The following is a 14,981-nucleotide window of genomic DNA, read 5'->3' on the forward strand; positions in this document are numbered from 1 at the left end:
TGGTCGAGCGTAGCGCCAGCAAGTGACACGTTTGGTCACGCGTGAGAAGAAATTGCGACGACCATAAATGGGGGTCAGGCGTTTAGCGGACCAATTCGTCGTAAACTGCGGCGGTTCCGGCGGCCATGCTGCGGTCCGAAAAAGAGTCGCGTTGCCGCCGAATCGCCGCTTGGCGAAGCGCCGACCAGTGGATTTCGCCAGAAACGACCGCCAAGATTTTTTTCGTCAGATCATCGGCGTCGCCGGGGATAGCGAGCAAACCGTCGGCTTTCGGCTGGATCGCTTCGCAAACGCCTTCGACGTCGGAGGCGATCACCGGCACGCCGGCCGCCATCGCTTCGAGCACGACCATCGGCAACCCTTCGCCAAATAGACTCGGCAGCACAAACAAGTCCATCTTGAAAAGCTCGCGATTGACTTCTTGGGTAAAGCCAACCCACTCGATCGCATCTTTGAGTTTTAATTTGTCGACCAATGCCAGGATGTCTCGTTCGTACTCTGGCGTCTCGAAAGGCCCTACCGCGCGTAACCGAACTGCCTGCCCTTGGCTGCGCAGGTTGGCCAGCGCTTGCAGCAAGACTTCCATTCCCTTGCGCGGGCGAAACAGCGCGACGCAGCCCAACGTCCAATCGTCGGTGGGAGTATTGTGCGAGGGAACTTCGGCGAGCGGCGGCACGCCGTTGTGGACCACGCGAACCTTCTCGGCTGCGACTTTCAGTTGCCTCATGTGTCGGCTCAAACTGTGAGAAACCGTGATCAGGCGATCCGCTTTGGTCATCGCCATCGATTCAACCTTCTGGTTTACCCAATTTTTGAAGCGGCGCGTCGAGTCGCGCGAAGTTGGACTATGAACGTGGTAGACGAACTTCGTTGCGCTGCCGCGAATGGCCAACATGGCCAATAACGCCGTGCGCGGCGTATGGGCATGGACAATCTCGTACCCTTCATCCCGAATGAGTCGCGCGGCGTCACGAGCTCGCCAGAGATCAAAACGATGTCGCATCGCCAGGTCAAAGACTTGGCTTGTCTCCGCTTGCCGCGATGTGAGAAACTTGCCCGGTTTCACACAAGCGAAATCGGCGTGATAGCCAAACTCCGGCAGGCGAAGTCCCAGTAGATCTTGCACGCGCTCGGCGCCCGAATAGTGCTCTCCGTTGATCAAATGCAGCACTTTCACCGTGCGAACTTCCCTCGGGCGCGTAGGGATAGCCGGCGGCGCGGCGCTCGAATAGTCGCCGGACAGGTTGTCTGCAGCATGCGAGGAAAGCGGGCCGTCCATCAGCAAAATTCCGGGGGAAGTGATCAGTCCACCGAAATATAGAACTCTAGCGGCGTATCGCTCGGCGATTCTCGCGATTCTCCGGTTGTAACGGTTATTGGGAGGCGCGGCGGACTATCGCCACAATCCCATCAGGCTACGAACCAGTTCCGGCGCTTTTGCATAGGCCAGATATCCGCCGGCGATCAACATGCCGATCGCCGAGAGCCAAAGGCAAACGTCCCACGCGACGCCGGGCGCAATCCGTTGATCACAGCGGTAGTAGCGGAAGTAGAGCGCCGCGGCCGACAACATCGGCAACATGATCGCCTGCATCATACCGCTAAAGATCACCAAAATGGTCGGATGGGGATAGACGATGTAAATCACCACGCACAGCAGCGGGAAGAAGCCGCACAAGAACCGGACTCCGCCGCGATAGGTCGCGTCTCCTTGCCCCAATAGGCCGAAGATCTGCAGCCCATCGGCGTTGACGCGGGCATGACATGCGTTCGCCACAAAGAACGTCGAGTAAAGGACCGCAAACGCGCCGAACAAAAAGAGGGGAGGCGCATACGCGCCAAAAACGGGTTCGTACATCACGCTCAGCGAGCGGATCATCTCGGAGCTTTCCGGAATCAATTTAATTCGCCCCAAGATCGCCGCGCCCAGCAAATAAAACGCAATGGTCGCGAACGTATAGACGATCATCGAACACCACGCGTCGCAGCACATCACCCGCATCCAACCAGCCGCGCGATGTCCCCACTCGGGCGAATCGTCACGCGGCCCGACAAACCGAGCATATCCTTTTTCGAGACACCAATAGGGATAAGCGATCAACTCCGTCGCGCCGACGCCGATAATGCCAAACGTGGCCAGCGCGGTCATCAGCGGCGAGACGCCGATCGCTTCGTTGGCCGGCGTAAAGCGGAAACTAAGCCCTCGCAGAAATTCTTGCGGAGTGACCGCCCAATCGGGATTAAGCTGCAGCGCCAGCAGATTACCGACCGTCACCAGCGTGAATGATGCGACCAACACGGTCGAAATCGTTTCAATAAAGCGGTAGCGTCCGACCAGCAACAGAATCGCGGTCACGCCTCCCAATACAGCCGCCCAGATTTCGTCGTCGATTGGTTCGACGTTTTTTTGAATCGCTTTCAGTTCGTCTTTACGCTTGGTCAACTCGGTACGCAGTGCGGCGGCCTCTGCACTTTCTGGTTGGTAGTCTAATAAATCGGTGTTGGCGGTTTGAATCGAACGACGCAGCGCGAGAAAGCGCGCGCCTTGCTCGTCCAGATCTCCTTCTAACTGCGCGAGTATCGTGCGCTGCCCTGCTTCTTCTTCCGGGTCGTCGCGATCTGCGGCTCGCGTGATCAAGGTTTCGGTAACGCGAATCCGCGTTTGCAGATCGCCAAATTCGTTGTAGTACCGCCCCTTTTCGGTCAGCGGCAGTCCCATCTGCAGCGCTTGGCCGACGCCGCCGACAATGCCGCCCAGCTGAGCGATGCTTGCGGCGGTCATCACAAACCAATAGATCATCAACCAGTTGACCCGCGCCGGCGTCACCAACCGGTACGAGATCGCCGGTCCAGGGACTTGGTTCATCCCATACAGCGCCGTATTGCCGCTGAAGATGGTGTAGCGGCCAAACTCTACCTGAACAAAGACTTTGATCACGCAGCCGATCATGATCAGCCAGAGGAGCCAGAATCCGGCTTCGGCGCCTGCTTTGGTGGTTGCGATCAACTCGCCGGAGCCGACGATCGATCCAGCCACGATCAAACCCGGCCCAATCCGCCGCAAAATAGCGACATAAGAAGTGGGGGGCGTTTCGATTCGGAGCAAATCCTCTTCCAATTGCGGAGAGGAATCGGCAGGCGTGGTACTCAAGCGGGGCTAACTTCAGAGGGCGCGTTTCAAGAGGTGACCACCACGCGCAAAGATTTGCGGCGGTTGCGAACCTACGAGACTAACGCATGCGCCCCGCTTTGGGAAGAATAAAATGCTGCACTGTCTGCTTAAGGAAGCGAACTTCCCACTTCATAATACTCATCGTCGATCATTAGCTCGGAATCGACCGTTTCCAGCACCGTGGTCGTCTCACCGCTGCTGCTGTACGAGACGGGACTGAAAGCCGAGCCGGCTCGATGTCCGTAGGCGTGGGATTCGTCGTAGACAGCATAGCAATAGTCGTTGGGATGAGCGCACATCGTGCACCCAACTCCGGCGCTAATCGATGACGCGGCCATCAGGATGGCGAGCAATTTTTTCATTGCATTACTTCCACGAATCAAAACTGGCGAACAGGACGCAATCGAGAGGCGCCCTTACCAACTCGATCGGCAGTTTCCGATTGTGGAAATTAGAGAACTTATTCCGGTTGCACCGATTTTTCGGAATAAACGGCGATTCGCCCCCACCTAAGCTGCTTGGCGATTTCCTCGCAGCGCCGCCCACGGGATCAAATCGGCCCAGTTCGACAGCATCACCGAAGCCGGGATCGGCGCGTTACGCCCGATTGCTAGCGTGAGCCAACCGGCTTTGGCGGCGGCCGTCAGGACGCGCGCGTCGGCGCTTTGCAGGACGCAGACCGAATCCCCAATCTGCGTGCGAAGTCGCTGATAGGCGACTGGGTCTCCGGCGTCGCAGCCCAACTCCCACGTGGTGACGACTTGGTCAAACGCTTTGGTCCAAGCATGCTCACGACAACGAGAATCGACCGTTTGGGTCGTTTCCCAAAGCGATATCAGTTGGACCCCATATTGGCGAACGCGCTCTAAAATCAGCAAGATGTCAGGCGATGGCTTTCCGCCCGACTCAAGCTCGGGGAACTTGCGCGACGCAGCGCGCCACAGTTCGTCGACGTGCCCGCTGGAGAGTCCTTTGGCGCACAGATACTCTTTCATCGCGTCCCAATAAGGACGCTCGCCGCGCCAGATTGCGGGCAAATTTTGTGTGGTCCACTGGGCGAAGAATGCGGCGAAATCCGCCTCATCTCGTCGCCCCCCGACTAATTGAAACAGCCAACGCTGTCCGACGGTTGCGTCAAACAGCGTGTTTTTTGGATCGATGACGATCGTCAATCGACTCGTTAAGCCGGCGCTCGCCGAGACGATCCACTCGTCGGCGTACCCTTCTGCATCTTCCATCGCGAGCGACTCCATTCGCTGCGTTTGAAAATTCGCCGGCCTACCCGAGCCAGGCGAAGATCTGCGGGGCAACTTTGCAAGGCCGTTTCCTATCGGCGCAGACAAAGTTTATCCGACTTGATTCATCGTCTCCATTCGCTGCCGCAGATGAGGCGTTTCACGAATGAATCGAACGACATCCTGCCATTCGAGATCGTGTGAACGCATCGCATCGACAATCGTCAGCGAGTGCTCCCAATCCTCTTCGTCCACGACCGACAAGCGGACGTCGGCGCCTTCCAGCTCGCTCGGAACCGGCAACAGATGCTGCGGGAACCAATCGGGGCGAGTCGAAATCGATCGGCTTATATCGGCTCGTTCGGCGGAATCGGTAACAATTTCATCCGCTTTCAAGATCGCTTTGGCGCGATACCATTCCGCGAATAGCCCCAACGGAGAAGCGACAGCGGCGCACCCGTCCAAGTGACGATAGCCGACGTAATCGCATTTCTCAAACATCGCAGCGGTGGTCAGCAAACGATCAATCAGCGCCGGATCGACAAAAGGGGTCTCGATCGGAATGCGCACAACGCCGCGCGGCTGATATTCGCGGACAGCATCGGCGAAACGACCAAGCGAATCATGCTTGCGGCTGATATACACCGGCGTATCGCTCGGGATGAGCGGCAGCACCGCGTTGGTGTCGGCATCGTCCGAAAGAACCACCATCACGCCGTCGACGTGGGCCTCGCCGACGCGGCGAATGATCCATTCGACCAGCGGTTTGCCGGCAATGAAGCGTTGAGCTAGCCGAGAGGGAACAATTCGACTGCGATTCCCGGCGTCGCGCCCTGCAGCGCTGACGCTGTCTTGGTTGACGGTATCGATCTGCAGAATGGCAAGATTCTTCAGCATTTCGGCATCCTTGTAGTTGTTTTGCCGGCGAAAAAATTGAAACCGTCGTCCCCGCGATTAGTGTAGCAGTCTCCACAAAATAGGGTCAAGAGTGACAAAAAGACTAGATCTTGCGTGGCAAACCTAGCACTTCGTAGATCCGCGCATCTTCCAGCGTGTCGGCGACGAACTGAGCGCCGGTAAAATCATGATGCCGACTATGATCTCCAGGCGTCGCGACGACGAAGGCGCCGGCGGCGATCGCTGCGCGACTGCCGGTGTGACTATCTTCGAGCACCAACATCCGCTCCGGCGAAACTCCCATCTTCTCCGCCGCTAGCAAATAGATTTCCGGATTGGGCTTCCCGTTTTCGACGTCAGTTCCGCACAACAAGAATCGGAGCCGCGGCAGGATCGCGAACGTGCCCAAGATTTTCTCCGCCATCGGCCGACCAGAACTAGTCGCGACCCCCTTGGGTAGTTCGGCTTGCTCCAGCGAGTCCAACAGGGCGAGTAGTCCCGGCATCGGCGCTAGATGCTCGTCCAAGATCCCTTCGAAGATGGCGTCCGACTCGTCGGCCAAGTTTTCAGGCGTTTCGTCCAGTTCGTGCCATTCGATCATGATTCGAAAGGCGTCTCGACTAGGGCGCCCCATCATCGCATTGGTGAGCTCTTGCGTTAGCTCGTGCCCGCGCCGCTTCAGCAATTCGTAGGAAACCTGGGGGTATAAGAGTTCGGTGTTAAACATGAGGCCATCCATGTCAAAGACAACGGCCTCGATTTTACTTTTTGCGCGCGAACTCATGCTATTTCCGTTGCTCCTATTCTACAATCTCGCTCAGAAGATATGCCGCCCACTGGGCCATTGTCGACTTTGTCCCCCTTAAAATATAGGGGAGTTGAGCCGTTAGGCGGAGTTGTGCGCAACCGCGAGAATGCTAGAATTCAGAGCTTCCCTCGGCGAAGCGCCAACACTCTACCGAGGAGGGAAAAGACGGGGATGTGGCGAAATTGGCAGACGCGCTAGATTTAGGTTCTAGTTCCTAACGGAGTGCAGGTTCGATTCCTGTCATCCCCACTTTGTAACGGCTGGTCGACATTCGACAGCCGTTTTTTTATGCGCAAATCAAAAAAACGCATCGGTCATCGACAATATCTATCGCCAAAATAATTCTCCGGCGAAGATTTGCTGACGAATTTCATCGTACATCTATCTGAGGGGTTGGGGACATCTTCCGAGGGGAGGTAGATAGCTGCTTGCACTTTCTACATAATAAGCAAAGTTAGAACGAAACCTATAAGGTCGTATTACCTTGTTAGCTTGCATCGACTGCTGTCGAGTGTCGAGCTCATATCCCCCCCGCTAATCACAACTTGATTTGGAGTCTCTACTTTTATGGCGAAAAAAGCCGCCGCCAGCAAAGGCAACAAAGCGAATGCAATTCGCAAGTACAAAACAGAAAACCCGTCAGCCGGACCTTCGGCTATTTCCGATGCGCTAAAAAAGCAGATGCCTGGCGTGACTCCGCAGTACGTCAGCACCATTCTTTCGATGGACAAACGAAAGAGCGGCGCGACCAAGACCGGCGCTCTGACCGTCGATGATCTGCTGAAAACCAAAGAGTTTGTGGAACAAATCGGCAGCATCTCCCGCGCCAAAGAAGCGCTCGAAAAGCTCGCCAAGTTGAGCTAAGCGTCTCTCTATCGCGATGCGTCATAGGACGCATCGCGATCGCTAACGCGCATTTGCATCAATTGCTTTTGAGCGATGATCCGGACATCCGCATCCACGTCATGCGCCAGTTCGATCAGCCAAGTCTGTCGATCATACGACCTTTCGACCGATAATTCTTTCGCTAGGCGTAGGCGCTCTTCGACGCGAGGACTCGTTAAACGGCGAGCCAGCTGCAGCTCAAACGGCTGAAACCGCCGGCTCAACAGCTCTTCTTCGGCCAACTCGACGATCTCTGGCCGCGTATCGTGCAACCAATGCATGACATCGATATCCGCTAGCTTTTTTAGATCCATCGGCGGACTGGGCCGCGCCGATTCTGGCAACAAACCCGGCGTCGTCCCCAATGATGTTCCGGCGAACCCAGATGGTTGTCGGTCAGCGCCTTGCGGGTCAATCGGCTTACTGGTCAGCGCGGCGGCGGACGGAAATCCGCTCGGCGGCTGCAATTTGCCGGCCACTTTCGCGTCTGGATTGACCGGGGCTATCGGCAGGTAACCTCCGGGCGCTGCGGCGATCTTTTCTGGCGGCTCATATTCGGTCGGCATGCTCTTCTGCTCGTCCGGCGTCAACATGGTCAGCGCTGACACCAAGGGACGCGGCTGTGCAATCGGAGCCGTCGATGCGGATCGCCGTAGTATCTGATCCATCGCTTGGTTGAATCGGCGCGCCTGAGCCGGTTCGAGCCCAAGATTCCAGTTGGCGACATCCTCCGCCATGCTGGCGGCCGCCAGACGCGCCGTGGGCGTAAGCTGGTCCCAACGCGTTTCCAATTGCACCGCGATTTCAATCGCTTCTTGTTGATAACGAAGCGCCGCTTGATTGCGCCATCGTCTTCTCTTTTGCTTCAGTACATGGGCGGCGGCCAGCGCCAGGGGAGCGCGGTTGCTGTTTAGAGCATCGACCAAGTCTTGTTCCGGATGGTTCGAGACTTGCAATTGACGGCGCAAATAGAATTCAACTTCTCCGTCAGGAGCTTGCGCTAGCTGAGCTTCATTATACGACTGGAGATAGAAATCGCAGCTATAGGAAACAGCGCAAACCAATCCAAACGCTGCAATCAACAGCGAGGCGAGCCCCCTCCAGCTTTTTGATAAAACGCGATACATAATCTGGCCTGACAGTGGCGCATGAGAGCGATGATGATATCGGCGCCGCCGCTGGCGACAAGGGCGATTCATTGCCGGTACTGCTAGCATTCGGGCTGGAATCGTTCGTATGGAAGAGATTGATTGAGGATTCCCCCCTCTCTGAACCGAATTATCATCAGGATCGAAACAGCTTAACAGTCGGCGAGGTCGACCTGCTTCCGGGGGACGTATGACGCGCAGAGTCCGAGATGCCATTTGCATCGCGAACCAAAGATATGTACGTGCGGCACGGTGGTTCACGGCCATGGCCGTAATGATCGGTTTTGCTGGTGCGGCTTTGGCGCAAGAATCAGGCAGCTATCCGAACGAAACGGTCGCCTTCAATCGAGGGGATCGGGAAGCCGCGATTCGCGAGATCCCGTTTGGCAAGCTGACCGTTCAGGCCGGCGACGACATTCGCCATGTGGTGACCAACCCGAGCATCTTCCGCCGTTTGCCGGTACAGGTGATCGATTGCGATCCCGACCTCTATCTGCTGATGGTTCGATATCCAGAAATCATCGTCAACATTTGGCGCTTGATGGGAATTACGAATGTCGCCGTCGAGCGAACCGGGCAATTTTCGTTTCACGCCCAAGATGGCGCCGGAACCGTGAGCGACGTGGAATTGGTCTACGGCAATCGCGACACGCATATCATGGTCGCCAACGGCTACTACGAAGGTCCACTGGCGCCTGGCAAAGTCGACGCGAAATGCGTGCTCGTGCTAAAAACCGGATATGCTCCGAACGAACTCAACAAAACGTTCGTCTCGAACCAATTGGACGTGTTCGTCAAATTCGAGCATAAAGGGGCCGACCTGCTGGCCCGCACGTTGTACCCGCTGATCGGCAAAACCGCGGACGCCAACTTCGCTGAGACGACGGCCTTTCTCGGCAAGATCTCCAAGAGTTCGGAAGACAACATCACCGGCATCCAAAACCTGTCGCAAAAATTGACCGAAATCGATCCGGCCCTTCGCGCACAATTTGTCCAAGCGACCAACCGCGTCTACGAGCGCAGCAAGGCTGCCCAGCAGCCGCTTTCGCCCCCGGCGAATAGCTCGTCTCCGCGCGAAGTGACCAGCGACGGTTCTCCACGACCTTTTGTCGCTAAACAAGAGAACGGCATTCGTCCCCTCTCTGCCGAATCGCCGAAAGAAGTAACCATCGCCCCGGTCGAAATCGCCGGCCCCTTTCCGCGGAAGCGAACCGCCGATCTACGTCGTTAATACGACGGTAGAGAAGCGGACAGGTTCAATGTGCGTCGCGCGTCTCCCGCAGTCCGGACTATTCGACCGACCAATCGAAGTCTCGGCGCGCACGGCGGCCAACAGTGGATCCCAGGCTCGCGTCATCAACGATCCGCATGTGCGGAGGCTTGCAACAGCGCCATCTCTTTGATCGCTTTCAAGTCGAGCTTTCCGGTTCCTAGCAGCGGTAATTCCGGCACCTGATAAAAAGCGTCTTGCGCCGGAATAAAGATATTGGGCAAGCCCCGGGCGACCAGCGCTTCGCGCAGCTGCTCTGGCGACTTGTCCATTTCTGTGTAGAGGACGATGAGCCGCTCGCCCTTTCTGTTGCAAGGAGCGGCTGAAACGGCGATCCGCGGCTTCTCATCGTCGGCTGGGGCCAGCATCGTATTCAATGCATCTTCGATCTGAATGTGCGGCACCATCTCGCCGCCGATCTTTGAGAAGCGGCTAATCCGTCCGGTGATGCAAATGAAGCCATCTTCGTCGATCACCGCCATGTCGCCGGTGGTGTACCAATCGTCTTGGATCACCTCGGCCGTTTTCTCGGGCAAGTGAAGGTAACCAAGCATGACGTTCGGCCCCAGAATCTGGAGCATCCCCTGCTGATCAGAGGCTAGTTCTTCGTGCGAGTCGAGATCGACAATCCGTGCCGAGACATTCGGAATCGGGCGACCGACGGTCCCTTCTTTGCGATCGGGCTGAAAATTGTCAAACGATCGACTAGGCGGAATATTGCACGACACGAGCGGCGAACACTCGGTCGCCCCATAGCCTTCGACCGGACGAACGCCGAAGCGCTGCTCAAACTCGTCGCACAGGTCATGGGGCAACTTCTCGGCGCCGGCGATGACCACTTCCAACGAGCGGAACAAATCAGGATCGACGCGTCGCAAAAAGCCGCGCAAGAAGGTCGGCGTAGAGAACATCAACGTCCCAGCGTATTTATGGGTCAACTGACCGATCTGCTTGGCGTCCAGCGGGCTAAAGTGGAACGCGCCGGCAATGTCGAGCGCCAGCACCGGCCACATCGTCAGCGTATAGCCGAACGAATGGAAGAACGGCAAGATGCCGATCATCACATCTTTGCTGTGCAGATGCCCCATCTGATCGACTGCTTGAACGTTCGACGCGATATTGGATTGCGTGAGCATCACCCCCTTCGGCTCGCCGGTCGAGCCCGAAGTAAAGATGATTGTCACCAAATCTTCCGGCTCGATTTCGTTCAGGCCAAATCGCCAATTCAAAATTCGACTCGGCGTCAAAAACGCTGCGGCGCCGCAGGCGACTTTGTCGAGCGTCGTCGGCTTCGTTTTCAAGTCTTCCAGCAAGACAATTTCGGCGTCGAGCTTGTAGTCAAACTTCTCCATAAACTTGCGGCTGGTCAGCACATGCTTGACGCCGGCCTGACGAATGCAGGAATTCAAAACGTCATTGCCGACGGTGTAGTTCAAATTGACCGTCGTCCGACGATCGAGCGCCAGCGCGGCGTTTACTACCACATCGGCGCCGGTAGGCGGCAGCAAGATGCCGACCATCGGTTCCGCATGACGATCGGCCAACACATGACGATTGAGCAAGCGCCGCATGATCATTGCACCGGCCAGCAGTTTGCCTCCGGTCAGATCAACGCCGGTCGAATCGACCACTTTGCGAGCGAACAGCCGCTTCTTGCAGGCCTTGATAAACGACTGAACTGGAGGAACAACCCGATCATGGCGCACAGCAAACGCATGAGAACCAAGTCGCTGCACCGCTTGGCGAATTTTAAACACGTCGTAGGGCGCCTCAATCGGTTTGCCAAAATGAATTGAAATCGGCGTCCGCCAACCTTGCGGACGCTTCCAAAAAAACTTGCCGCCGGAAAAGCTGAAAATGCTTCCCCAAAGTTCGTCCAGAAAAACAGGCACGACGGGCGCATCGGTCCCTTGCACCAACTTCATCAGACCGCGTTTGAATCCTTGCACTTGACCGCTGCGCGTGATGCCCCCTTCGGCGAAGATGCAAACCAGTTCGCCATTCTTGATCGCGGCGTTCCCAACGCGCAAGGCCTTTAAGATTCCCTTCGGGCCGTTGTCGATCATAATCGCGCCATGCCATTCGGCGAACTCGCGCGCCCACTTGCTCTGAAAGTTCCCCGCCCAAACGAACATCCGCACCGGGCGACTACTGGTCAGCAGCAGCAAGATTCCGTCTAAATAAGTGACGTGATTTGAAACGAGCAGCGCGCCGCCGTTGACCGGCAGATTTTCTCGGTCATAGACCCGAATGCGATAACACGTTTCGCTGGCGAGCCAGACGAAAAAGCGAATCGTCGGCTGAGGGAGAAGCCGTAAGATGTACCATAGCACCGGCACGGTCGCGATTCCACAAAAGAGGAAAATGAAGCGAGATGAGAGGAGCGGTAAGCCGGAGGCTTGATAAAACACGGCCGCCGCCAACTGCTTGTCTTCCGGAAACCGCGCAAGCTGATTGCTGCGATCGACCAAATCTTGAACTTTGAATCTCTGGGAAAGCTCGACCCATAGCAACTCGGCGATCGCTTTTCGCCGCTCATCATCGGTAGCGGCGAAGCGGTCGATCTGCTCGATCGTGATCCGCGTTCCGTTTCCTTTTTCCCACTCGTTTTGGTGCGCCAAGACCTGCGCCGCTAATTGCGTTTCAAACTCGGGCGATCCTACGTACTGAGCTGCTTCGATATTTTGCAGCGCACCTTCCCGTATTTGCCAGCGCATTCCCATGAACATGATCGCGACGACCATGCAGCCGCTGAATGTGAGGAAGTTGCTAGCGGCGAGCACGACGCCTCGCTTGCGCGGATCGCTCCGGTGTTGCAAGAACGCCGCCAGCGGAACCTCGAACAGCCCGGCGAATACCCCCAACGAGAAGAGCAGCGCACAGGTGATCCCATACGTCGCGTTCAGCGTCTCGTCTGGATTGATGATCGCGCCATGCACAAAGGATAACGCCAACGAACTGAGCGCCATGCCTGCGGCGCCCAGCGGCAAGATGCCCAGTTCGACGTGGCCTTGCGACCAGTAGCCTGCCAAGACGCAGCCGACGGCGACGCCGGCGACCAGCGCGATCAAGAGCGGTCCGACCTGCTGCTGCGTCGTCGTACCTCCCTCGCCGGCGAATTGATCGATATTCATCTGGGCGAGACTCGCCAAGGACCAGAAGAACGCGGTTCCCAGCGCCACGCGCAAGATAGCGCGATCCTCTCCCAGCACGCGCAAGTTGCGAATCGTCTCGTGGAACGCCGCGATCGGGCTCCAAGGAAATTTCAAGTTGCTATTCGCAACCGGCAGCGGCTGAATCAGCAAACTGGCGCCGACGCCCACCAGCGCCGTACCGATCAAGATCACCGCCGCCAGACCGATGTTCGTCATTCCCTGATCGGTCCAGTCGCTGAGCGAATTGCCGACAAACGTGCCGACCGCGACGGCGATGACCGTTCCCAGTCCCAAGATCCCGTTGGCGGCCGAGATATGCTTCATCTTCAGCATCTCGGGAACGGCGCCCAGTTTGGCGGGCCCATACAGCGCACTTTGCGCCCCCATCAAGAAGACGGTCGCCAACAACCACCAGAAACTGTTGGTCACGACAAACACGATGCCGAGCGCCATGATGGCGACTTCGGCCCACTTGCACCAAACGATCACCGTGCGCTTGCTGTAGCGGTCGGCCAGATAGCCGGCATGCGCGGCGAACAATATATAGGGAAGCACAAAACAGGCGGTGCCGGCCATCAAGACCGAAGCAATATTGGTCGCGGCCTGCTCTTTGCCGATGCCGATGACAAACCAGCGAAAGATGTTGTCGTTCACCGCGCCCAGCATCTGGGTAACGACCAAACCGAGAAAGCTGGCGGACCACAGATCATCGCGCTGGGCGTCGCTTTCCGCTTCGCTTTCGATCGAGGACACGGCGTCAGAATTCATGGAAGATAGCTTCAGATAGGTTCCGCAATTTAATCCGGTAAGTTAGCCGATTCGCGTCAATCCACCTAGTAGTGGGTAGCGGAGAACTCCACCGTCAACCATGACGCGAGATAAGCATCCTCACGAGCCAAATCGGCGCCAATTTAAACCACTTTCCGCCATCGCGCCCCCCCAAGATTGCGCTCGACGCCGTATTCAGACCGAAATATGCTTGCGATCGTCACCGGCGCAATAACCCTGCCCCCAGAGAATCCGCTGAAATTCACCGATCGCTAGCTCGATATTTATAGATACCTCTGCTCACGTGCCCAACGACTGAGAGCCACCCTATGGAACTGAATCGCAACCAATACTTCATGATCGGTCTGATCGTGCTTGCGCTCGGAATCCAATTTCGCGTCATCGATTCTGTCACGTTGACGGCGGAAGCGAGCTCTTTTATCGCCAAAAGGATCGTCAAGCAACAAGCCGAAGCCGGTGAGATTCCGCCTGCTTTTGTGCCGGCCGCCGAGAAACAGGCCAGCAATAAGCGTACGATCAATCCGCCAGAATGGCTCGGCTGGGCGCTGATGTCGGTCGGCGGAGTTTTGATTTTGCATAGTCTAGCGATGCAAAAACCTGGTTAAAACTAGCGCCGCTGATACGGTAAGTTCGACCCCTGGTTCAGATCTAGATAGTCGCGATAGGGGGAATAGGTGCGAATCCGGACCCAGTCTAATTTACGCTCGAAGACCCCCTGCCCCGGCACGATGATGCGGACTTTCACCAGCCCATTGGGGCTGAGCGTATCGTCCGTCTCCGGGTTGAGCCCCTGATACGGCAAACGGACGGCGGCCGTTCCGCCAGACGACTCAAGCTTACCGCCCCAGCGACCTAAACGGGTCGAAACGACGCCGCGCTGCGACGGCGCCGTATAAAAATCGTGCCGCCGAAAAGCATATAGCTCGGCGTCATATTGCCCTTGGAGATCCAGCGAACGCCCAAACTGATCCCGAGCGTCGATCGTTAACAGCAGGCCATCGGCGATGATGTCGTAGTCCCAATTCTCCAGCGTGGCGCTGACATGCAGCGACGACAGCCGCGGGACGTACGTCTCCTCGGTTTCGTAGGAAGCCTGCTGAACGGGCCGCGCAACGATCTCGGATCGCAAACGAATTTCTGGATCGATCAAATCCATTTGTTGCTGTCGCAACTGATCGGACGAAATCGTCGCGCCAGCGACGCTGGCCGATTGGATCCGATCCCAGTCGATCGGACGAACGATCCGAACCCCTGAATTGCCGGTCGCCAGCCAAAGTTGAGAATCATCCGACTTGGACGAAACCGAGCCGGTAAGCGAACGGCCGCTCTCCAATAGAACGGTGATTTCGGAACCGTTGGCCTGCGTGCTGAGGAGGAGCAGCAGGGTCAAAATGGACGTGAATCGAAGGTACATAGCGGCGACTCGGCGAATTCTGGCGGACAAAAGGTCTTCCGTGCCAAAATGCAACCACGGCGCCAAAGCATCCAAGCAAGCGGCGTGAATCAGCGTAAATCATTGCCAGCCATTATCTTACACGCTGCAGTAGTCGATCGCCAAGAGAATTCGCTGTCGCGAAATAACAACACGGTGGTGAAAACGCCACGGCCGCGCGCCCCCAAAG

12 protein-coding genes and 1 tRNA gene are annotated in these 14,981 nt (G+C 56.9%); 4 read left to right on the forward strand and 9 right to left on the reverse strand.

All coding sequences use genetic code 11. From position 1 onward, the window contains the following. Window positions 1–82: 82 nt before the first annotated feature. The 6 genes from DSM3645_RS21580 to DSM3645_RS21605 form a co-directional block, all read right to left on the reverse strand. Window positions 83–1,279: a glycosyltransferase gene (locus tag DSM3645_RS21580; protein WP_002654703.1), complete on the reverse strand. Its 1,197-nt coding sequence runs from the start codon at window positions 1,277–1,279 to the stop codon at window positions 83–85. A gap of 114 nt (window positions 1,280–1,393) precedes the next feature. Beyond that, window positions 1,394–3,151, reverse strand: a complete 1,758-nt coding sequence (locus tag DSM3645_RS21585; protein WP_116344545.1) for an Nramp family divalent metal transporter — start codon at window positions 3,149–3,151, stop codon at window positions 1,394–1,396. A 128-nt stretch (window positions 3,152–3,279) separates the two neighbouring features. After that, the gene (locus DSM3645_RS21590) at window positions 3,280–3,534 is read right to left on the reverse strand and encodes a hypothetical protein (protein ID WP_002654705.1); all 255 of its coding nucleotides are present in this window, start codon (window positions 3,532–3,534) and stop codon (window positions 3,280–3,282) included. Window positions 3,535–3,681: 147 nt separating this feature from the next. Then, entirely contained in the window at window positions 3,682–4,410 is a 729-nt protein-coding gene (locus tag DSM3645_RS21595) for a hypothetical protein (protein ID WP_131282780.1), read from the reverse strand. 108 nt (window positions 4,411–4,518) lie between these two features. Beyond that, a complete protein-coding gene (locus tag DSM3645_RS21600; protein WP_002654707.1) occupies window positions 4,519–5,304 on the reverse strand; it encodes an NTP transferase domain-containing protein in 786 nt (261 codons plus the stop codon). A gap of 103 nt (window positions 5,305–5,407) precedes the next feature. Next, the gene (locus DSM3645_RS21605; protein WP_002654708.1) at window positions 5,408–6,088 is read right to left on the reverse strand and encodes an HAD family hydrolase; all 681 of its coding nucleotides are present in this window, start codon (window positions 6,086–6,088) and stop codon (window positions 5,408–5,410) included. Window positions 6,089–6,279: 191 nt separating this feature from the next. Between DSM3645_RS21605 and DSM3645_RS21610 the strand changes: the two genes are divergently transcribed. Together DSM3645_RS21610 and DSM3645_RS21615 are read left to right on the forward strand one after the other, a co-directional pair. Next, window positions 6,280–6,361 (forward strand) — tRNA-Leu (locus DSM3645_RS21610). A gap of 318 nt (window positions 6,362–6,679) precedes the next feature. After that, window positions 6,680–6,976, forward strand: a complete 297-nt coding sequence (locus tag DSM3645_RS21615; protein WP_002654709.1) for a hypothetical protein — start codon at window positions 6,680–6,682, stop codon at window positions 6,974–6,976. A gap of 8 nt (window positions 6,977–6,984) precedes the next feature. Here DSM3645_RS21615 and DSM3645_RS21620 read toward each other — a convergent pair whose 3' ends face one another. Continuing rightward, window positions 6,985–8,124 carry a hypothetical protein gene (locus tag DSM3645_RS21620; protein WP_002654710.1) on the reverse strand — a complete coding sequence of 380 codons (1,140 nt, stop codon included), beginning with the start codon at window positions 8,122–8,124 and terminating at the stop codon, window positions 6,985–6,987. 286 nt (window positions 8,125–8,410) lie between these two features. Here DSM3645_RS21620 and DSM3645_RS28785 point away from each other — a divergent pair, with 286 nt between their 5' ends. After that, a complete protein-coding gene (locus DSM3645_RS28785; protein ID WP_002654712.1) occupies window positions 8,411–9,376 on the forward strand; it encodes a hypothetical protein in 966 nt (321 codons plus the stop codon). Window positions 9,377–9,501: 125 nt separating this feature from the next. On the opposite strand, the gene DSM3645_RS28790 is transcribed toward DSM3645_RS28785, so the two are convergent. Beyond that, window positions 9,502–13,338 carry an MFS transporter gene (locus DSM3645_RS28790; protein WP_002654713.1) on the reverse strand — a complete coding sequence of 1,279 codons (3,837 nt, stop codon included), beginning with the start codon at window positions 13,336–13,338 and terminating at the stop codon, window positions 9,502–9,504. A gap of 329 nt (window positions 13,339–13,667) precedes the next feature. On the opposite strand from DSM3645_RS28790, the gene DSM3645_RS21640 reads away from it, so the two are divergent. Then, window positions 13,668–13,964, forward strand: coding sequence for a hypothetical protein (locus DSM3645_RS21640; protein WP_002654714.1), 297 nt, complete (start codon window positions 13,668–13,670; stop codon window positions 13,962–13,964). A gap of 2 nt (window positions 13,965–13,966) precedes the next feature. Here DSM3645_RS21640 and DSM3645_RS21645 read toward each other — a convergent pair whose 3' ends face one another. Next, complete coding sequence (locus DSM3645_RS21645) at window positions 13,967–14,773, reverse strand: hypothetical protein (protein ID WP_002654715.1); 807 nt, start codon at window positions 14,771–14,773, stop codon at window positions 13,967–13,969. Window positions 14,774–14,981: the final 208 nt, after the last annotated feature.

Origin of the sequence: Blastopirellula marina DSM 3645 (assembly GCF_000153105.1) — a bacterium.
Classification (GTDB): Bacteria; Planctomycetota; Planctomycetia; order Pirellulales; family Pirellulaceae; genus Blastopirellula; species Blastopirellula marina.

Coding starts and splice junctions, on each gene's coding strand:
- DSM3645_RS21580 (WP_002654703.1), bottom strand. CDS start 1,279: ATGGACGGCCCGCTTTCCTCGCATGCTGCAGACAACCTGTCCGGCGAC.
- DSM3645_RS21590 (WP_002654705.1), bottom strand. CDS start 3,534: ATGAAAAAATTGCTCGCCATCCTGATGGCCGCGTCATCGATTAGCGCC.
- DSM3645_RS21595 (WP_131282780.1), bottom strand. CDS start 4,410: ATGGAAGATGCAGAAGGGTACGCCGACGAGTGGATCGTCTCGGCGAGC.
- DSM3645_RS21600 (WP_002654707.1), bottom strand. CDS start 5,304: ATGCTGAAGAATCTTGCCATTCTGCAGATCGATACCGTCAACCAAGAC.
- DSM3645_RS21605 (WP_002654708.1), bottom strand. CDS start 6,088: ATGAGTTCGCGCGCAAAAAGTAAAATCGAGGCCGTTGTCTTTGACATG.
- DSM3645_RS21615 (WP_002654709.1), top strand. CDS start 6,680: ATGGCGAAAAAAGCCGCCGCCAGCAAAGGCAACAAAGCGAATGCAATT.
- DSM3645_RS21620 (WP_002654710.1), bottom strand. CDS start 8,124: ATGTATCGCGTTTTATCAAAAAGCTGGAGGGGGCTCGCCTCGCTGTTG.
- DSM3645_RS28785 (WP_002654712.1), top strand. CDS start 8,411: ATGGCCGTAATGATCGGTTTTGCTGGTGCGGCTTTGGCGCAAGAATCA.
- DSM3645_RS28790 (WP_002654713.1), bottom strand. CDS start 13,338: ATGAATTCTGACGCCGTGTCCTCGATCGAAAGCGAAGCGGAAAGCGAC.
- DSM3645_RS21640 (WP_002654714.1), top strand. CDS start 13,668: ATGGAACTGAATCGCAACCAATACTTCATGATCGGTCTGATCGTGCTT.
- DSM3645_RS21645 (WP_002654715.1), bottom strand. CDS start 14,773: ATGTACCTTCGATTCACGTCCATTTTGACCCTGCTGCTCCTCCTCAGC.